The sequence below is a fragment of the Streptomyces camponoticapitis genome, assembly GCF_014646115.1.
In the GTDB taxonomy this organism is placed as follows: domain Bacteria; phylum Actinomycetota; class Actinomycetes; order Streptomycetales; family Streptomycetaceae; genus Streptomyces; species Streptomyces camponoticapitis.
Genome location: NZ_BMMV01000029.1, coordinates 71,185 through 89,186 on the forward strand (window position 1 = coordinate 71,185; position 18,002 = coordinate 89,186).

The window sequence follows — 18,002 nt, forward strand, 5'->3', positions numbered from 1 at the left end:
TGCAGGAGGCACCTTTTGACGCTGGTTCAGACGCAGCCCCGCCAGGCGAGTGCCACCCCCGTACACAGGACGGCGGCCGACGCCATGGACACCGGCGGACCGCAGGTCTGTGACGACATGACCGTCGAGGTCGCCCTGTCCGTCATGGCCAGCGCCCGCACCGGGCACCTGCTCGTCTGCGACAACGACGGCCTGTGCACCGGACTTCTCACCCAGGCCCAGCTCACCGCGGCCCGTGACAGCTCCGCGTACACCGACCGGATCCAGCTGCGCGACATCCTCGGCGACCCAGGACCGTTCACCCGTCCCGTGACCCCCATGGCCGAAGCCGAGCACACGATGCGCCACAGCCAGGCCGATGCCCTGCCTGTCGTCGACGAACACGGCAGCGCTCCGGGCGTCCTCGCCGTCGCCCGCTGAACCGCCTCACCGCAGCAGAACCACCCCCTCTTCGTTCCTCTCCCTGTGAGGCATCATGCGCTGTGTCATCGCCCGCTTCCCGTTCGACCTCACCAAAAGCGGCGTCCTTGAATCGATGAAGGGCGTCAAACCCGAACAGGCTTCCGGCGAGTCCGTGATCATCGGCCGCCGTACCTACCCCGTCAAACAGGTCGGACAGGTCCTCACACGCCAGGACCGCCGCGACTTCAGCGCTGGCGAAGTCCTGCGGGCCATGACCCGGCTCGGCTTCACCTGCCGCGGCCTCCCCCCGGCCGCCGCACCCACCCGCGTCCTCAACCCCTTCCAACAGGCTTCCGCGATGCTCGGCGCCCCTGCGGCCCTCTGACAGACGGGCAGGCGCGAGCCGCCACCAGAACAACGAGTGAGGGTCCCACCGGAACAAGCCGGTCGGACCCTCACCGCGTACCGAGGCATTCTCGGCACGACGCTGAATCAGTGGTCGGAGTAGCTGAAGTCGCCAACGGTCCAGGCACTGATGTCCTCGATCGCCACGCGGTACATCCCGCCCGTCTCGGGGATCCCCACCGCACCCTGCAGAATCCGCGCCAAATGGAAATGCAGATGCGTGGGCCGCCCCTCCTCCTGTGTCGCAGTGGTGAACACGGCGGAGAAATCGTTCAGGCGGGCCGAGTCCGCCAGAACCTCCGACACCCGCTGCCTCCAAACGGCCTCGGGAGCCAGCCGCCCTGTGATGACGGCACCACCGGCGACCACGGTCAGAGACATCTGATTGCTGCGCCCGGACTCCACCAGAGCGGCGACATCAACAAGCAGCTCGTCAAGCTTCGACATGAGAGACGATTGTAATCACCAGCCGTCCGACCAACTCAAGCAGCGGTACTCCACGACAGGTGCAAGACCAACCTGAACAGACGATGACGCCGCAGACCTCCAGCGAACATCTGGAAGGCGTGTTGGCCCAGTCATGGTCTACGGGGCCTGCTGCGTGAGCGATGCGTGAGCGGACGTGCTGACATGCCGCACGCGAGCTTGGACCGGACAACACATGACAGGTCTCTGACCAGGCATTTCTGGACCAGCGCGGAAGCTGACGGAAGTCCCGGCAGGGCCCTGCCGGGACTTTTAATCCGTTGGTTGTGGGTTCGAGTCCCACACGGCCAACCACGCCGAGCACGCGCCTCGACCGGTTCACTCCGGTCGGGGCGCTTTGCCGTCTCCCGGCTCGGGCGTGAGCGACGGCCCGTCAGGCGGGCTACGGCGCCGGCGTTTCGGTGGGGTCGTTCCGTTCGGTGCAGCAGGTGGCGGCCTTCGGGGCAGGGGTCTTGCCGAGTTGGTCCGCGTCGGCCTTGACGACGTACACCTCCCAGGGCTCCTGGCCGGGGCCGTGGACCCACACCTTGTCCTGGAGGGCGTAGCAGCAGGAGGTGTCGTTCTCCTCGAAGGTGGCGAGGCCGGCGTCCTTGAGGCGTTCGGTGGCGGCCGTGACCTCGTCGGTGGTGTCGACCTCGACGCCGAGGTGGTCGAGGCGGGTCTTCTGGCCGGGCTCGCCCTCGATGAGAACGAGCTTGAGCGGCGGGGTGGTGAGGGCGAAGTTCGCGTAGCCGGGGCGGCGCTTGGCGGGTTCGGCGCCGAAGAGCTTGGAGTAGAAGGCGACCGAGGCTTCGAGGTCGGCGACATTGAGGGCGAGCTGGGCGCGGGACATGGCTGTCTCCCCGATCAGGTTGTATTGATGTCTGTCGATGACTCTTGGTTCCACCTTGCTTCTTGTATCGAAGAATGTCAACATAGACGCATGTCGAAACAGGAGCTTGTGGTGCTCGGCCAGGACGGCCCCGACGGTTGCTGCCCCGCCCTGCTGACCGCCCCGCTGGAGACCGATCAGGCCGAGACGCTGGCGAAGGTCTTCAAGGCGCTGGGTGATCCGGTGCGGCTGAGGCTGCTGTCGATGATCGCTTCACGGGCGGGCGGGGAGGTCTGCGTCTGCGACCTCACCCCGGCGTTCGACCTGTCCCAGCCGACGATCTCCCATCATCTGAAGCTTCTGAAGCAGGCCGGTCTCATCGACTCCGAGCGGCGCGGGACGTGGGTGTACTACCGGCTGCTGCCCGAGATGACGGACCGTCTGGCCGCGCTCCTCACCCGCCCCGCCGAAGCACCCCTGACCGAGCCCGCCGGTGCGGCCTCGTGAGCAGGCGGACCGGGGGCCCGGTCGCCGGGCGGCTGTCATTCCTGGACCGGTTCCTCGCGGTGTGGATTCTCGCCGCGATGGCCGCCGGCCTCGGGCTCGGGCGCCTGGTCCCGGGCCTGGGGACGGCGCTGGCGAAGGTCACCGTCACCGGGGTCTCTCTGCCGATCGCCCTCGGCCTGCTGGTGATGATGTATCCGGTGCTGGCGAAGGTCCGCTACGACCGCCTGGACACCGTCACCCGTGACCGACGCCTGCTGATCTCCTCGCTGCTGCTGAACTGGGTCGTCGGCCCGGCGCTGATGTTCGCCCTGGCGTGGCTCTTCCTGCCGGACCTGCCCGAGTACCGCACCGGTCTGATCATCGTCGGCCTCGCCCGCTGCATCGCGATGGTCATCATCTGGAACGACCTCGCCCGCGGCGACCGCGAGGCCGCCGCCGTCCTCGTCGCCCTGAACTCGGTGTTCCAGGTTCTGGCGTTCAGCCTGCTCGGCTGGTTCTACCTGAGCGTGCTGCCCGGCCTGCTGGGCCTTCAGCAGACGGCCCTCGACGTGTCCGTGTGGGAGATCGCCCGCAGTGTGCTGATCTTCCTGGGCATCCCGCTCCTGGCCGGGTTCCTCACCCGCCGGATCGGCGAGAGAACCAAGGGGCGCACCTGGTACGAGACGAGACTGGTCCCGCGCATCGGCCCCTTCGCCCTGTACGGGCTGCTGTTCACCGTCGTCGTGCTCTTCGCCCTCCAGGGCGATGCCATCACCTCGCGGCCGCTCGACGTCGTACGGATCGCGCTACCGCTGCTGGTCTACTTCGCCCTCATGTGGGCCGGATCCATGGCGCTGGGACGCGCGATCGGACTCAACCACCCAAAGGCGACGACGCTGGCGTTCACGGCCGCGGGCAACAACTTCGAACTGGCCATCGCGGTCGCCATCGCGACCTTCGGCGCCACCTCCGGACAGGCTCTGGCCGGCGTCGTCGGTCCCCTCATCGAAGTGCCGGTACTGATCGGCCTGGTCCATGTCGCCCTGGCCGCCCGGCGTTTCTTCCCCCAGCCCCCGCCGGCGGCCGGACCGGCCACAGCCCTGGAAGGTTCCGCCCGTGTCTGAGAGCACACCGTCCGTGCTGTTCGTCTGCGTCCACAACGCCGGCCGTTCCCAGATGGCCGCCGCCTTCCTCTCCCACCTCGCGGGCGACACCGTGGAAGTCCGTTCCGCCGGCTCCGCGCCGGCCGACACCCTCAATCCGGCGGTGGTCGAGGCGATGGCGGAGGTCGGCATCGACATCTCGGCCCGGACTCCCAAGGCGCTGACGGTGGAAGCCGTGCGGGCGTCCGACGTCGTGATCACCATGGGCTGCGGGGACACCTGCCCTGTCTTCCCCGGCAAGCGGTACCTCGACTGGAAGCTTGACGACCCCGCCGGTCAGGGCGTCGAGGCGGTCCGGCCGATCCGGGACGAGATCGGGCGGCGTATCCGCGGGCTCCTCGGCGAACTCGGCGTACACGTGGTATGACCGCGGACGTGACAGCCATGGGCGCACGCATCACGGCGATGCGGCCCGAGCATGCCGGACAGGTCCTGGCGATCTATCAACTGGGCATCGACGAGGGCGACGCCACCTTCGAGACCGCCGCTCCGGACTGGCGGGGGTTCGACGCGGCCAAGCTGCCCCGGCACCGCCTGGTCGCACTCGACGAGGACGACCGCGTACTGGGCTGGGCCGCCGTCGCCGCGGTGTCCAGCCGGGGCGCGTACGCCGGAGTGGTCGAACACTCCCTCTACGTCGGCCCCGACGCCCGCGGCCGCGGCGTGGGACTCGCCCTGCTGACCGCCCTGCTGGCCTCCACCGAGGCCGCCGGGATCTGGACGGTGCAGTCCGGCATCTTCCCCGAGAACACCGCCAGCCTCGCCCTTCACGAGAAGGCCGGGTTCCGTGTCGTCGGCACCCGTCGGCGCGTCGGCCTCCACCACGGCCGGTGGCGCGACGTCATCCTCGTCGAACGCCGGAGCCGGAACATCGACTGACGGTCCGTCAGAAGGCTGGAGCAGGGCGGTACATGGGGATCGAACGATGAAACGGAACCCGGACATTCGCGCGATCATTCGCGGATGATCTCCGGCCTACTGTTGGCGATGTCAGCAGGAGAGCCCAGGATCAACAAGTCGATGGAGAACCCGATGAGTTCGCGCCTTGCCGCCCGGTCGCCCCGGTCCGCCCGCTTCGCCCTGGCCGCCGTGGCCATGGTGGCTCTCACCGCCACTCTCACCGCCTGCGACTCCGGCGCGGACACCTCCGCCGACGCGGGCAAGGCGGCGAACGCCGGCTCCGCTGCCAAGGACAACGACGTCGACGGTGCCAAGGACGACTACTACGACGAGGACGGCGGTTCGGCCGGCAAGGACAACGACGTCGACGGTGCCAAGGACGACTACTACGACGAGGACGGCGGCAAGGACAACGACGTCGACGGCGCCAAGCAGGACTACTACGCGAAGCCGTGCGACAACGGCGACCTGAACTTCACGGTCAAGCTGGAGTCCCAGGCCGGCGGCTACTACCTCGTTACGGCGAAGGCCAAGCCGGGCGTCGTCTGCACCCTGGAAGGCGCCCCCAAGCAGGTCATGTTCGGCTCCGACCCCGACACCGTGGCGTCCAACGCCGAGGGCGGCTCCGGTGACGCCGTCAAGCTCAAGGGCTCTACCGCCGCCTACTTCGGCGTGAACCCCAAGAGCACCGACAACGACGACGGCAAGATGTTCGAGACGCTCATCGTCTCCGCCTCCGACGACGCCGGCGACGCGGGCCAGCTCGATGTCGAGTCCGTCAATGTCGACAAGCCCCAGGTCAGCAACTGGCACGCCGACTCCGCCGACGTCGTCACCCCCTTCCTCTGAGCCGACCCGGCGCCGGCAGGCCGGCCCCGCTCAGCGTCGTAGCGCCGCGTCGATCGCGGCGAGGTAGCCGCTCACCGGGCCGAACGTGAGCAAACCGCTTCCCGCGCCCGCGAGTTCGGCGGACGCGGGGGCCAGACGGTCGCGTACGCGCGTGAGTACGGCGCGGTCGCCGAGCGCCAGGGCCGCCGTCGCCTCCAGGCAGCAGCACGCCTCGTACAGCAGGTCGTGGGGCGGTTCCGGCAGTGCGCGCAGGGCGGTGCGGGCGGTGGGGTGGTCGCCCGTGGCCAGGGAGGCGAGCGGGGTGATCCAGGGACGGTACGGGCCCCAGTCCGCCCGCGGATCGAGCGCGTCGAGCGCGTCGGGCGGGGGGAGACGGGGACCGTCGGCGGAGAAGCGCAGGGAGAGCAGCGCGAGCGGGAGAAGCCCGTGGGTCAGGCCCGGCATGCCGGAGTCCGGCAGGTCGGCGGCGGCGCTCCCGTACGCCGACCTCGCCTCGGGGATGTCACCGGACGCGGACAGGCGAAGCGCCCCGTACCACCGGGTGAAGACGCCCACGAGCGGGAGTTCGTGGAGGGCCGCCAGTCGGTCGGCAGCGGTGGCGTGCGTGTCGGCCGCCGCGAAGTCGCCGAGAGCGCCGAGCGCCTGAAGAAGGATCAGATGGCCCAGTACCTCGAAGGTCACCAGGCCGTGCCGGGCCCCCAGCGCGACCAGTTCCGTGCCGGTCTCCGCGCGGCGCGGTGCGAGGCCCGCGCGGGTGAAGGACTGCATGAACGTGCCGTTCAGCGCGAACGCCAGCAGCGCCGGATCGTCGAGCCGGCGGGCGATCGCCTCCGCCTGGGCCGCGGCCTGGGGGCCGCGCGAGGAGTGCGAGCCGCGCATCTCCACCGCGACGGTGGCGAGCAGCCGGCAGCGCACCGCGTCGTAGCCGCCGTGTCCGTTGGGAGGCGGCAGCGCGGCCAGGGTGCGTTCGGCGGCGGCGACGATGCGCCGTGCGAGCTCCGGGTCGTCGCCGCGCGTCCAGATCGCGGGCACGTCGAAGGCACCGATCACCCGGCCGGTCAGTTCCGGGTCGCCGAACTCCTCGGCGGCGGTGATGGCCGCCAGGCGGTGTTCGCGGGCGGCCGTCAGACCGCCGCCGCCGGTCACCGCGAGGTCGCGGAGCAGACCCACCGTCGTCTCCAGGCGGGCACGGGCGCCGGCCGCGACCGTGCGGTCGTACGCGGCGGCGGCCCGCGTCCACAGGCGGGCCGCTGTCTCGCCGGGGTCGGTGCGACCGGTCGGGGGCTCCCCGCTCGCCCGGTCCGGAACGGCGTCGAGCGCCGCGTCCTGCGCCAGAATGTCCGCCTCCAGCCTCCGCAGCCCCGGCCCCGGGTCCAGCCCGAGCTGTTCCACCAGGGTCGACCGTGCCCTCCGTAGGACGGCGAGCGCGTCTCCCTGCCGGCCCGTCCGGTACAGCGCCAGCGCCAGCAGCCGCCACGCGTCCTCGCGCCAGGGGTGGTCGGCCAGATGCGCGTCCAGGTCGGGGACGGCCTCGGCGGTGAGGCCGAGGGCCAGCCGCGCCTCGGCTCTGCGCTCGACCGACTGGAGCCGCAGTTCGGCCAGGCGGGCGCGTTCGCCCCGTACCCACTCCTCCTGTACGAAATCGGCGTACGAGGGCCCGCGCCACAGCTCCAGCGCCTCGTCCAGCCGCGGCAGCGCCCGCGCGGGCGGCAGCTTCGCCGCCTCGTCGACCGCCGTCTCGAACCGCCAGGCGTCGACGGCGTCCGGGCCGGCTCGCAGCGCGTAGCCGGGGCCGTCCGTGACGAGGAGCCGGGCGGGGGCACGGGGTGGACGGTCCGGTTCCAGGGCGCGGCGGAGCGCGGCGACGAAGGTCTGTACGGAGCCGACCGCCCCGGCCGGCGGCGAGTCCGGCCACAGGTCGGCGACCAGCCGGGCGACGGGGACGACACGGCGGCGGGCGACGATCAGGCGGGCCAGTACGGCGCGGTGGCGCGGCCCCTTGAGCGCGACCGCGCCGCGTCGGTCCTCGGCGGTCACGGGACCGAGCACGCCGAACAGGACCTGTTCGCGGTCCGGCTCCCGTTCCATCCGACCCTCCGCCCGCCTCGGGATGCCCCCGACGCCCACGACCCTCGGCGCCGACCACCCGCCGACCCACCGCTCTCCGATCGCTGACCGATCGCTGATTCGCGGCCCGCAGGCTCGAAGCCACGAGAACAACGCGGCAACGAGTCGACGCGTCAACGCACGTCAGCCTACGAAAGAGCGCACCATGCACCCCACCATCCCCGGCTTCAGCTACCGGCGCGTCCCCGTCGCCGACGACGTCACCCTCAACGTCGCCGTCGGCGGCTCCGGCACCCCGGTCATGCTCCTGCACGGCTTCCCGCAGACCCACCTCATGTGGCGGCACGTCGCCGCCGGACTCGCCTCCCACCACACCGTCATCTGCCCCGACCTGCGCGGTTACGGCGCCAGCGACAAGCCCGCCGAGGTCGAAGGCGTGACGTACGTCAAGCGCACCATGGCCGCCGACACCGTCGCGCTCGCCCGCGCCCTGGGGCACGACCGGTTCGCCCTGGCGGGCCATGACCGGGGCGCCCTCGTGGCGATCCGTGCCGCCCTGGACCACCCGGACGTGATCACCCACCTCGCCTCGCTCGACGTCCTGCCCACGCTGGACACCTGGGACGTCATGCACGGCACCACGGCCGCCGTCGGCTTCCATCTCTATCTGATGGCCCAGCCGCCCGGTCTGCCCGAGCGGATGATCGCCGCGAGCGCCGACGCCTTCTTCGGCCACTTCCTCGACATCTGGACGCGCGACCCGCGGGCGATTCCGGCCGCGATCAGGGCCGAGTACCTGGCGGCCTCACGCGCGGCCGTCCCCTCCATCGTCGCCGACTACCGTGCCTCCGCCGGGATCGACGTCGCCCACGACCGGGCCGACCGCGACGCCGGCAACCAGCTGCGGATGCCGGTCTCCGTCCTCCAGCAGGACTGGGGTACGGTGCTGGGCTTCGACGCCGACGAGCGCTGGCGCGCCTGGGCGCCCGACCTGGAGCACGCGACCGTGGGCTGCGGCCACTTCATGGCCGAGGAGGCACCGGAGGAGGTCGTCAGGGCCGTACGGGAGCTCCTCACCCGCTGAACGGCCCACCCATGACCAGCGGTGGGGCGCCGGACGCTCACCCCACCCGCAGCGCGTCGAGCAACCGCCCCAGCGCGGCCCTCGTGTCGGCGAGGTCCGCCGGGTCCCCCGACGTCGCCAGCCACAGCGCCGCCTCGTTCATCGCGCCCGACAGCAGGTGCGCGAGGGGCGCCACCGGCTGCGCGGCGATGACGCCCTCCTCCACGAGCGTGGTGAGCGCCTCCTTGAGATGACGCGCCGACGACGCCTCGTCCATCTCCCGCCACTCGGTCCAGCCCAGTACGGCGGGCCCGTCGACCAGCATGATCCGCTGAGTGTCCGGCGCGGTCGTCGCCGTGATGAACTCCTGGCAGCCCGCGACCAGTTGGTCCCAGGAGTCGTCCCGCGCCCCGGCCGCCTCCATGACGCGCTCGCCCACCTCCTGCTGGAGGTCGCGCAGTACGGCACGGAAGAGCGCGGTCTTGCTGTCGAAGTGGTGGTAGAGCGCGCCCTTGGTCACGCCGGCGGCGGCCACGATCTCCGCCAGGCTCACCGCGCCGTAGCCGACCTCCGCGAAGAGCCTGCGGCCCTCGCGCAGCAGGGTCTGCCTGGTTCGCTCCCGCTGCTGGGCCCTGGTCCCGTGCTGGTCCGGCGGCATGGCGTTCCTCCCCGTTTGACATACCGGTGGTATGCGAATAGCGTCGTTGGCGTACCGATGGTATGCGAAAGGATCCGTCATGGAGCTGACCAGCTTCTATCCCGTGATCGCCACCGAGCGGCTCCAGGAGTCCCGCGACTTCTACATCCGGCTCCTGGGGTTCGAGACGACGTTCGAGGCCGACTGGTACGTAAGCCTGCTGCGCCCGGGGGCGGTTCCGTACGAACTGGCGCTCCTCGACCCCACCCACCCCACCGTGCCCGAGGGCTACGGCAGGCCCGTCCAGGGACTGCTCCTCAACTTCGAGGTGGCGGACGTGGACGCGGAGTGGGAGCGGCTCGTCGGGAGGGAGGGGCTGACGCCCGTACTCGGGCTGCGCAGCGAGGATTTCGGGCAGCGGCATTTCATCGTCACGGACCCCAGCGGGGTGCTGATCGACATCATCACGACCATCGAGCCGACGCGGGAGTTCGCTGACCAGTACGGCGGCGCCGGCACATCCTCGCCGTAGAGGCGCGGCAGAGGTTCCGACCGGAACGACGAAGGCTCCGACCGGAACGCGGACCGGTCGGAGCCTTCGTGGTGCGTACGCGCGGGCGCGGAGCCGCGCCCGCTTCGCCCCGGATCAGCTCTGTGGCGGGCGGTCGTCGCCCGGCGTGGGCCGGTCCCGGGAGCCCATCTGTTCGTTGAGCTTCTCCTGGGCCTTGTCGACCTTGCTCTCGTACTTGCCACCGGTCGTCTTGTCCACGGCGTCACCGGCCTTGTCGACGCCTTTCCGAGCGGTGTCCTCATGGCCCTTCATCAGGCCTTTGAGTCTGTCGAGCATGGACATGATGGGTCGTCCTCCCTTGTGGGGTTGCTCCCCTTCCCAGCATCGGGGCGCCCGCCGCATCCCGCATCCGGGCGGCGACAAAGCGTATGGAAGAGCCGGTTAGCGCCCTATTCCGCTGGGATCTCCGGGCAAAGAGTGGCCCCCGAGGCTGCGCTCCAGCCCCGGGAGTCGCACTCTTGACCGTATGAGTGACACACCGATCGTCGTGCACCGGCCGTCCGGGACGGGCGGCCGGAGAGTCACCGTCCGCGGCCGGATCATGGGACTCGCCCACAACGACGACCATCTGATCGAATTCCTCCGGCTCGCCGGGCTGCCCGACGCGTGGGAACTGCTCGACGACCCCTCCTGGGTCGAGTGGCAGGGCGGGCAGCCGCACGAGTACGGCCCCGAGTGACCGGCCGCCCTGCCTCAGGCTCCTCCCCCACGCCCCCGCTCAGACCGGCTGCCGCAGTTCCGCCATGATCGGCATCAGCTGGGTGAGCGCGTCGAGCCGCCAGTCCGCCGCCGCGACGACGTCCGGATCGTCGGCCGTCAGATAGCCCCAGGGGCCGCGCCGTAGATGCGCCGCCCGCAGCCCGGCCCGCTGGGCGGGGAACAGGTCGTGCACGGGGTGGTCGCCCACGTACAGAATCCGTTCGGGCGCGGTGTCCGCCGCCTCCACGACCCGGGCGAAGAACTCCTCCGACGGCTTGGCGACGCCCCACTCGCCGGACGTGGCGACGAGATCGGCGGGCAGATCGAGGCCCCGCAGCAGCTCACCGGCCTTGACGGTCTGGTTGCCGGCGATGATGACGCGTACGCCGAGCTGGTGCAGACCGGCCAGGGCGGGCCGTACGTCGGGATAGAGGTCGGACTCGTCCAGGTGCTCGCCCCGGCCCGCGGCTTCTCTCGCCCGGTACGCCTCGCCGACATCTATGCCCGGCTTGATGAGGTGGAGGGCGTCGTCGTTGTCCCTGCCCTGGGTGGTGACGGCGCCGACCAGCGCGGAGATGGTGTGGCGGGGGATGCCGAGCCAGTCGGCCCAGGAGGCCCAGTAGCGGTCGTCGCGGACGAGAGTCTCGCCGACGTCGAACACGATGGTTTCGATCACCGGGGTAAGCCTAGGCGTTAAGGGGCTCCGGGACGGTGACTGTGCGAGGTGGTGAGGCACACGCTCTGCCCATTGTCAGTGGCTGGCCGTAGCCTTGCTCCATGTCAGCTTCCTCTGATGCCAGTGCTTCCGTCCGTCCCGCCGCCGTCGTCAACGCGGAGATCCGCGCCCTGTGGGCGCGCGCGGGCCGGGCGCTGTCCACCGCCGAGCAGGAGGAGTATCAAAGGCTGCTGGTCGAGTGGGCCGCGGCGATTCGCGCCGATGTGGTGGAGGCCGCCTAGGCCGATCGGGGCCCTCGGCGGGTAAATGGAGATGATCTTGGTCCGGATGGCGTAGTGTTGCATTCAACGGCGCGGGGTGGAGCAGCTCGGTAGCTCGCTGGGCTCATAACCCAGAGGTCGCAGGTTCAAATCCTGTCCCCGCTACTGGCAGAAGACGAAGGCCCGGATCCACTGGATCCGGGCCTTCGCCGTGTGCGCGCCCGACTCCCGAATCCCCGGCCCTCGAACCCCGATCCGGCACATCGTGCTTGACCTTTACGCAACGTCAAGATTTAGCGTTCCGGTCATGGAGTGGTCGATCCAGGACATCGCGAAGAAGGCCGGCACGACGAGCCGCACGCTCAGGCACTACGGCGAGTTGGGGCTGCTCGACCCGAGCAGGGTCGGAAGCAACGGTTACCGCTACTACGACCAGGACGCCCTCGTCCGTCTGCAGCGGATCCTGCTGCTGCGTGAGCTCGGCCTGAGCCTGCCCGCGATCGCCGGGATCCTCGACGGCCAGCAGGACACGGCCGCCGCCCTGCGCACGCATCTCGCGCTGCTCGAACAGGAACGTGAGCGCGTGGGACGGCTGATCGCGTCGGTCCGGACCACTCTCCACAAGACAGGGAGGGGAGAAGAACTCATGGCCGAGGAAGTTCTCGACGGCTTCGATCACACGCGGTACGAGCAGGAGGTGACCGAGCGGTGGGGCCGGGACGCGTACGAGAAGGGTGACCGCTGGTGGCGGGCCCTGAGCGAGCGCGAGCGGAAGGAGTTCACGCAACGGCACGAGACCATCGCCCGGGACTGGGGCCGGGCCAGGAAGGACGGTCTCGCCGCCGACAGCGAGGAGGCGCAGGCCATCGCCCGCCGGCACTGCGACTGGCTGTCGACGACGACGAGCCCCGCCAGGTCGTACGTCATCGGCGTCACCGCGATGTACGTCGACGATCCGCGCTTCGGCCGTAACTACGACAAGTACGAGGAGGGCACGGCCGTCCTCGTACGGGACGCGATGAAGGTCTACGCCGAGCGCCACCTCACCGACGACTGACGCTCGCCGGGCGCGACCCCACGGCCGCGCCCGCACGGGAGAGCGACCGGCTCACCACCGGCGTACGCCGGCCGGTGACCGCGGCCGAACCGCTGTCACCGCACTGGCCCACCGGTAGCCCAGTCGGTCGACAGCGGGTAGCCGCCCGGCGTGCAAGAGGCCAGCCTGGGGGGACGCGGTACCGTCCGCGGCCGTCGACGGACCGGGCAGGAGGCCACTGGTGGGGCACCTGAGAGACAGCGGAGACGGCGGGACCGGGGACGGTCCCCCCGGCGGGAGCGGGCACCGCCCTGCCGAGGGGGCCGTCCCCGGTTCCTCCGCCGGGGGACCCACCCATCAGGCATCGCCCCACCGTCCCCGCGTCCCCTCCAGGCTCCGCCGGCTCAGCGAGGGCCTCCGGCGTGGGGTCCAGCGCGGTCTCCGCCGCGCCGACGAAGGTTTCCGGCAGGCGGACTCGGCCCCGAACGACCCGACCCGGAGCCGCTCGCAGCCCGTGGAGAAGCACCCGCCCGGCTTCGGTCCCGAAGATCCCCGGCCGCCCAGGCGGGGGAGCGGCCGGCTCGCCGCCCGGTCGACGCATCCGGTCGTGGAGCTGCTGCCCGGTCTGATCATCGTGGCGGGGATCGTCCTGGACCAGGTGACCCCGGCCGCCTTCACCGCTTCCCCGTTCTTCTCGGCGGCGCCGCTGGTCGCGGCCCCCTTCTTCTCGTTCATGCGCACCCTCCTCGTCGGCATCCTGTCCGTCGGCGCCGTTCTCGGGCTGCGCTACTTCAACAACTCCGCGGACGGGATCGAGACGATCACCGAATCGCTGACCGTCTTCACCGTCTCCGTCCTCGCGCTGGCCATCAACGGTGTCGTACGCCGCAGCGGTGAACGCCTCGCCTCGGCACGGGTCATCGCCGAGGCCGCCCAGCGCGCCGTCCTGCCGACACCCGAGTCCCGGATCGGCGGGCTGCACATCGCCGCGCGTTACGAGGCGGCGGAGGAGGGCGCGTACATCGGCGGTGACCTGTTCGCCGTCCAGGACACGGAGTACGGGGTACGGGTGGTGGTCGGCGACGTACGCGGCAAGGGCATGGGCGCCGTCGAGACCGTGGCCGTCGTCATCGGCGCCTTCCGGGAGGCCGCCGAGCAGGAGAGGTCGCTCGAAGGCGTCGCGCGGCGGCTGGAGCGGGCGCTGGCGCGCGAAGGCAGGGGGCGCAGCGGGATCGACCTTTTCGAGGGCTTCACCACCGCCGTACTGGCGGAGGTCCCGCACGCCGAGGGCATAGTGCGCGTGCTGAACCGCGGGCATCCGGAACCCCTGCTGCTCGGCCCCGACGGCGCGCTGACCGTGCTGGCCCCCACCGACCCGGCACTGCCGCTCGGGATGGGGGAACTGGGGACGTGGCCGGACCGCGCGGAGGAGATCCCGTACCGGCCCGGTGCGACGCTGCTTCTCTACACGGACGGCCTCTCCGAGGCGCGCAACGCGGACGGCGTCTTCTACGACCCGGGCGAACGGCTCGCGGGACGGATCTTTCCCGGTCCCGACGATCTGCTGGAGGCGATCGTCGGGGACGTACGGCTGCACACCGGCGGCGGCAGTACGGACGACATGGCGCTGCTGGCCATCAGCCGGCCCACCGCGCGGCAGCCGGAGCGGCGCCGGACGATGCCGGTCGTGCCGTGATGTCATCTCCCCCACCACGCAGCGTAGTTGAGGCGCATCACTCCGCATAACATCTGACGCACCGTCAGATCGAGTGAGTGATCGCACACGGCCCGAACCGCGATCAACTCGCCCGATTGCGCCAGCTTGTGTCCCGGTTGATCCCTGCCGCGCTCGCTAACGATCACCCGGAACAGCTTGGAATAAGTCCCCGTCGTCTATTAACGTTCGATAACGCAGCGCGGTTGTCCCAGCCGTCGAAAGAGACGGCGCCGTGCGCACGCGCCGAATTCCGCAAGGAAACCGGGGAACCACCAATTGGGGTGAATCGGGCGTCTTTTGCTGCCTTGTGCGGCGGAAAGCGCTCGTAGGAGACCTTCCTGCTCCGAACCCGTCAGCTAACCCGGTAGGCGAGAAGGAAGGAAAGGAGAGCGCCCCAGTGGCGTCCAACAGGCCTGCTCCCGAAGCCTCGATCCCGGCCCGTTTCGGCCCCGGGAGCCGGCTCGCCGGCACCGATCTCACCGACGGCGAGGCGACCAGGGACTGGGAGGAGTGGAATCCCACCGCGGACTCCATCCGTCCCGTACGCGGCAAGCACCGTGTCGCCAAGCAGCGCAACGCCCTCGCCCGCAGCTCCACGGTCCTCGGCGTGGGTGTCATCGCCGCGGTCGGCGCCGGAGGCATCGCCTCCGCCCAGGACAAGCCCGCTGTCTCGATATCACTTCCCGACTCGCTCTCGGACAGTCTTCCCGACGCCAAGTCCCTTCCCGGCGTCGGGTCTTTCATGTCCGACGGCGACAAGAAGACCGACGAGACACCCTCCCCGCTGACCACGGCGGGCCTCACCGCCGCGGACGCCCAGCAGGGCACCACCGACTCCGGCGAGGCGCTGCGCGCCCGCATCCTCCAGCAGGCGGAGCAGCAGCAGGCCGAGGCCGACGCCGCCCAGAAGGCGAGCGCCGAGAAGGCCGCCGCCGAGAAGGCCGCGGCCGAGGCCGAGAAGCAGCAGACCGACGCGGAGAAGAAGGCCGCCGAGGCGAAGCGCAAGGCGAAGGAAGAGGCCGAGCGCAAGGCCGAGCAGAAGCGCCTGGAGAAGCTGGCCGCCAGCTTCTCGCTCCCCACCTCCTCGTACACGCTCACCTCCACCTACGGCCAGGCCGGCTCCATGTGGTCCTCCGGCCAGCACACCGGCCTGGACTTCGCCGCCCCCACGGGCACGCCCACCAAGGCGGTCCACAGCGGGACCGTCACATCGGCAGGCTGGTCCGGTTCGTACGGCTACCGCGTGGTGCTTGAGCTCGACGACGGTACGGAGATCTGGTACGCCCACCTGTCCTCGATGACCGTCGCCGCCGGCCAGAAGGTCTCCACCGGCGAGACCATCGGCCGCGTGGGAGCCACCGGCAACGTCACCGGCCCGCACCTGCACCTGGAGGTGCACACCGCGGGCGGCAGCGGCATCGACCCGATGAGCTGGCTGCGCGGCAAGGGACTCACGCCGTAGCCACCCGCCCGGACCAGGGCCTGTCGTTTTGACCAGGCCGGATCCAAACGACAGACCCTAGCTCCGATACGGGTTGTAGCCGCCGTAGTCGATGTACGGCGGCGGAGACCAGACCCGCCCCGTCGCCCGCGCCGCGTACGTCAGCGCGGGCGACGCCGTTTCCCGGCGCTGCCACATGTGGTGCAGCAGCTCCTGCTCGCGCGCGGCGAAGTCTGGGCCCGCCGTGCCGCGCCCGGCCCGGTGCCGCAGGAACGCCAGAGCGGTCGCGAACGCCTGGTACTCGCCGACCGCGCGGGCCGCCTTCGGGCCGTACGCGCGTCCCGCCACGTCGCGCGCCATCGAGCGCGCCCGCATCGAGGACAGGGCGAGCGGCTCGGTCTCGGCGAGCCAGCCTGCCGCCGCGTACGCGGGCAACTCGACGGAGACCATGCGCAGTTCGCGCTGCCGGGTCCATACCGCCAGCCAGGTGAGCAGGGCGAAGGCGGGGACCATGAAGGCCGCGTACACCGCGTAGAAGCCGTACGGGCCGAACAGCGACGAGGAGCCGTTCCACAGCGCGTGCGTGCCCATCGCGAGCAGGAGGCCCAGCACCGGCATCAGCCACCGGCGGACGCGCTGCCGGCGGGTGGCGAGGGCGGCGATGCCGAAGCCGATACCCGTCAGGACCGTGAAGAGCGGGTGCGCGAACGGCGACATCACGACCCGTACGAAGAAGGTCGCCGCGGTCACGGCCGGCAGCCCGGAGTTGCCTATCTGCTGGTCCTCGCCGTAGGCGCTGCCGAGATAGAGGATGTTCTCGGTGAACGCGAAGCCGGTCGCGGTGAAGCCCGCGACGACGACCCCGTCGACGAGACCGGTGAAGGACCTCCGCCGGAAGAGGAAGATCAGCAGGATCGCGGCTGCTTTCGCGCTCTCCTCGACGATCGGTGCCACCACCGTGGCCCCCAGGGACTCCGCACCGGCGGGGTCGGCGGTGGCGGTCGCTATCCACTGCGTCGCGAAGGAGTTGGCCGTGATCGCCACGAGGGCGGCGGCGCAGGCACCCCAGGCGAAGGAGAACAGCAGATTCCGCCACGGGCCCGGCTCCACCCGGTCCAGCCAGCGGAAGGCCGCCATCAGCAGCGGCACCGGCAGGATCGCCAGCCCGAGACCGACCAGGAAGCCCTGGGTGCCGGTCTGTTCCCGTACGAGCGACATGAGCAGCAGGCCGCAGAGCGCGAGCACGATGATCACGGCGCCCGCGCGCACGGCGGGGTGCCGCCAGAACGCGCGATGCGGCCGGTAGCGCCACCGGGAGCGCTCAGGAACGGCGGCCCACATGTCGCCGAGCTGCTGCTGACGCTCGACGGCGGGGATCGCCGGCTCGGGGGCCGGAGGGTCGTACGGGGGCGGTCGGGACGGTTCGGACACCTACTGACCCTAACGAGGGCGACCGACAACCGCGACGGCGTCCGGCCCGTCCCGGCCAACCGCGGTCCTATCCGGCGACGGCGCCGTCCACGGCCGAGTCGTCCACGGGCGCGCCGTCCGTCGGTGAAGCGCCCGCCACGCGGCGGAAGACCAGGTCCCGTACGGCATGGCCCTTCTCCAGGCCCTGGCCCTCGAACCGCGTCAGCGGCCGTGAGGCGGGCCGCGGCGCGTAGCCCTCGTCCGGGGCGGTGTTCTCGAACGCCGGGTGCGCACTCAGCACGTCGAGCATCTGCTCGGCGTACGGCTCCCAGTCCGTGGCGCAGTGCAGTACGGCCCCGGGCTTGAGCGCGGGCGCCGCCAGTGTGAGGAACTCGGGCTGGATCAGCCGCCGTTTGTGGTGGCGCGTCTTGGGCCACGGGTCGGGGAAGTAGACCCGTATCCCGTCCAGCGACCCGGGCGCCAGCATCTCCCGCAGCAGGATGATCGCGTCGCCGTTGGCCACCCGGATGTTGGTGAGCCCGTTCCGCTCCGCCAGCCGCAGCAGGTTGCCCTGTCCCGGTGTGTGGACGTCGGCGGCGAGGATCCCGGTGCCGGGATCGTCGGCCGCCATCCGCGCCGTCGCCTCGCCCATGCCGAAGCCGATCTCCAGGACGACCGGGAGTCCGTCGAACATGGCGTCGAGGTCGAGGACCCGCCGGCCGTCGATGTCCAGCCCCCAGGACGGCCACAGCCGCCGCAGGACCTCCGCCTGGCCGGTCGTGACCCGGCTCCGGCGCGGCTGGAAGCTGCGGATACGGCGCTCGAAGTGCGATCCGGCCGGGTCGGCGGCCGGTCCCGTGCCCCCGGGGAACATCCGGGACCAGGGGTGGGTGTCGTCGGCGGGCGCGCCGTCGCGGTCGCTG

At 70.9% G+C, this 18,002-nt stretch carries 22 protein-coding genes, 1 tRNA gene and 1 riboswitch; of the genes, 15 read left to right on the forward strand and 8 right to left on the reverse strand.

What is annotated here, in order from left to right:
- The first annotated feature begins 15 nt into the window (after positions 1-15).
- Complete coding sequence (locus IEY79_RS32150) at positions 16-420, forward strand: CBS domain-containing protein (protein WP_189111176.1); 405 nt, start codon at positions 16-18, stop codon at positions 418-420.
- A 55-nt stretch (positions 421-475) separates the two neighbouring features.
- Positions 476-787 (forward strand): SCO5918 family protein, encoded by a 312-nt coding sequence (locus IEY79_RS32155; protein ID WP_189111177.1) that lies wholly within the window; start codon positions 476-478, stop codon positions 785-787.
- A 107-nt stretch (positions 788-894) separates the two neighbouring features.
- Here the strand turns inward: IEY79_RS32155 and IEY79_RS32160 are convergent, their stop codons facing one another.
- Together IEY79_RS32160 and IEY79_RS32165 are read right to left on the reverse strand one after the other, a co-directional pair.
- Positions 895-1,254 (reverse strand): hypothetical protein, encoded by a 360-nt coding sequence (locus IEY79_RS32160; protein ID WP_189111178.1) that lies wholly within the window; start codon positions 1,252-1,254, stop codon positions 895-897.
- 421 nt (positions 1,255-1,675) lie between these two features.
- A complete protein-coding gene (locus IEY79_RS32165) occupies positions 1,676-2,125 on the reverse strand; it encodes an ArsI/CadI family heavy metal resistance metalloenzyme (protein ID WP_189111179.1) in 450 nt (149 codons plus the stop codon).
- A 90-nt stretch (positions 2,126-2,215) separates the two neighbouring features.
- Here IEY79_RS32165 and IEY79_RS32170 point away from each other — a divergent pair, with 90 nt between their 5' ends.
- From IEY79_RS32170 to IEY79_RS32190, 5 genes are all read left to right on the forward strand, one after another.
- On the forward strand, positions 2,216-2,611 hold the full coding sequence (locus IEY79_RS32170) for an ArsR/SmtB family transcription factor (RefSeq protein ID WP_189111180.1): 396 nt from the start codon (positions 2,216-2,218) through the stop codon (positions 2,609-2,611).
- Positions 2,608-3,714, forward strand: a complete 1,107-nt coding sequence (gene arsB / locus IEY79_RS32175) for an ACR3 family arsenite efflux transporter (protein ID WP_189111181.1) — start codon at positions 2,608-2,610, stop codon at positions 3,712-3,714. The genes IEY79_RS32170 and arsB overlap by 4 nt, the downstream gene beginning before the upstream one ends.
- Entirely contained in the window at positions 3,707-4,120 is a 414-nt protein-coding gene (locus IEY79_RS32180) for an arsenate reductase ArsC (protein ID WP_268240643.1), read from the forward strand. The genes arsB and IEY79_RS32180 overlap by 8 nt, the downstream gene beginning before the upstream one ends.
- Positions 4,121-4,137: 17 nt before the next feature.
- Positions 4,138-4,632 (forward strand): GNAT family N-acetyltransferase, encoded by a 495-nt coding sequence (locus IEY79_RS32185; RefSeq protein ID WP_229701311.1) that lies wholly within the window; start codon positions 4,138-4,140, stop codon positions 4,630-4,632.
- Between the two features lie 84 nt (positions 4,633-4,716).
- Complete coding sequence (locus tag IEY79_RS32190) at positions 4,717-5,502, forward strand: DUF4232 domain-containing protein (protein WP_189111184.1); 786 nt, start codon at positions 4,717-4,719, stop codon at positions 5,500-5,502.
- A 30-nt stretch (positions 5,503-5,532) separates the two neighbouring features.
- Here IEY79_RS32190 and IEY79_RS32195 read toward each other — a convergent pair whose 3' ends face one another.
- Positions 5,533-7,590, reverse strand: a complete 2,058-nt coding sequence (locus tag IEY79_RS32195) for an AfsR/SARP family transcriptional regulator (protein WP_189111185.1) — start codon at positions 7,588-7,590, stop codon at positions 5,533-5,535.
- A gap of 184 nt (positions 7,591-7,774) precedes the next feature.
- Between IEY79_RS32195 and IEY79_RS32200 the strand changes: the two genes are divergently transcribed.
- Positions 7,775-8,653: an alpha/beta fold hydrolase gene (locus tag IEY79_RS32200; protein WP_189111186.1), complete on the forward strand. Its 879-nt coding sequence runs from the start codon at positions 7,775-7,777 to the stop codon at positions 8,651-8,653.
- Between the two features lie 37 nt (positions 8,654-8,690).
- On the opposite strand, the gene IEY79_RS32205 is transcribed toward IEY79_RS32200, so the two are convergent.
- On the reverse strand, positions 8,691-9,290 hold the full coding sequence (locus IEY79_RS32205; RefSeq protein ID WP_189111187.1) for a TetR/AcrR family transcriptional regulator: 600 nt from the start codon (positions 9,288-9,290) through the stop codon (positions 8,691-8,693).
- A 79-nt stretch (positions 9,291-9,369) separates the two neighbouring features.
- Here IEY79_RS32205 and IEY79_RS32210 point away from each other — a divergent pair, with 79 nt between their 5' ends.
- Positions 9,370-9,801, forward strand: coding sequence for a VOC family protein (locus IEY79_RS32210; protein WP_189111188.1), 432 nt, complete (start codon positions 9,370-9,372; stop codon positions 9,799-9,801).
- A gap of 114 nt (positions 9,802-9,915) precedes the next feature.
- Here IEY79_RS32210 and IEY79_RS32215 read toward each other — a convergent pair whose 3' ends face one another.
- On the reverse strand, positions 9,916-10,122 hold the full coding sequence (locus IEY79_RS32215; RefSeq protein ID WP_189111189.1) for an antitoxin: 207 nt from the start codon (positions 10,120-10,122) through the stop codon (positions 9,916-9,918).
- Between the two features lie 184 nt (positions 10,123-10,306).
- Here IEY79_RS32215 and IEY79_RS32220 point away from each other — a divergent pair, with 184 nt between their 5' ends.
- Positions 10,307-10,519: a hypothetical protein gene (locus IEY79_RS32220; protein WP_189111190.1), complete on the forward strand. Its 213-nt coding sequence runs from the start codon at positions 10,307-10,309 to the stop codon at positions 10,517-10,519.
- A gap of 39 nt (positions 10,520-10,558) precedes the next feature.
- On the opposite strand, the gene IEY79_RS32225 is transcribed toward IEY79_RS32220, so the two are convergent.
- Positions 10,559-11,215: an HAD family hydrolase gene (locus IEY79_RS32225; protein ID WP_229701305.1), complete on the reverse strand. Its 657-nt coding sequence runs from the start codon at positions 11,213-11,215 to the stop codon at positions 10,559-10,561.
- A 101-nt stretch (positions 11,216-11,316) separates the two neighbouring features.
- On the opposite strand from IEY79_RS32225, the gene IEY79_RS32230 reads away from it, so the two are divergent.
- The 5 genes from IEY79_RS32230 to IEY79_RS32250 all read left to right on the forward strand — a co-directional run bounded on the left by IEY79_RS32230 (position 11,317) and on the right by IEY79_RS32250 (position 15,690).
- On the forward strand, positions 11,317-11,496 hold the full coding sequence (locus IEY79_RS32230; RefSeq protein WP_189111191.1) for a hypothetical protein: 180 nt from the start codon (positions 11,317-11,319) through the stop codon (positions 11,494-11,496).
- 70 nt (positions 11,497-11,566) lie between these two features.
- Positions 11,567-11,640: transfer RNA gene (locus IEY79_RS32235), tRNA-Met, on the forward strand.
- Between the two features lie 142 nt (positions 11,641-11,782).
- Entirely contained in the window at positions 11,783-12,532 is a 750-nt protein-coding gene (locus IEY79_RS32240; protein WP_189111192.1) for a MerR family transcriptional regulator, read from the forward strand.
- 493 nt (positions 12,533-13,025) lie between these two features.
- Positions 13,026-14,207 (forward strand): PP2C family protein-serine/threonine phosphatase, encoded by a 1,182-nt coding sequence (locus IEY79_RS32245; RefSeq protein WP_189111193.1) that lies wholly within the window; start codon positions 13,026-13,028, stop codon positions 14,205-14,207.
- A gap of 252 nt (positions 14,208-14,459) precedes the next feature.
- A riboswitch (cyclic di-AMP (ydaO/yuaA leader) is annotated at positions 14,460-14,614 on the forward strand.
- Positions 14,615-14,625: 11 nt separating this feature from the next.
- Positions 14,626-15,690 (forward strand): M23 family metallopeptidase, encoded by a 1,065-nt coding sequence (locus IEY79_RS32250; protein ID WP_189111194.1) that lies wholly within the window; start codon positions 14,626-14,628, stop codon positions 15,688-15,690.
- 57 nt (positions 15,691-15,747) lie between these two features.
- Here IEY79_RS32250 and IEY79_RS32255 read toward each other — a convergent pair whose 3' ends face one another.
- Both IEY79_RS32255 and trmB read right to left on the reverse strand, forming a co-directional pair.
- Positions 15,748-17,010, reverse strand: a complete 1,263-nt coding sequence (locus IEY79_RS32255; RefSeq protein ID WP_189111207.1) for a PrsW family intramembrane metalloprotease — start codon at positions 17,008-17,010, stop codon at positions 15,748-15,750.
- A gap of 157 nt (positions 17,011-17,167) precedes the next feature.
- Positions 17,168-17,953 carry a tRNA (guanosine(46)-N7)-methyltransferase TrmB gene (gene trmB, locus IEY79_RS32260; protein WP_229701313.1) on the reverse strand — a complete coding sequence of 262 codons (786 nt, stop codon included), beginning with the start codon at positions 17,951-17,953 and terminating at the stop codon, positions 17,168-17,170.
- Positions 17,954-18,002 lie beyond the last annotated feature (49 nt).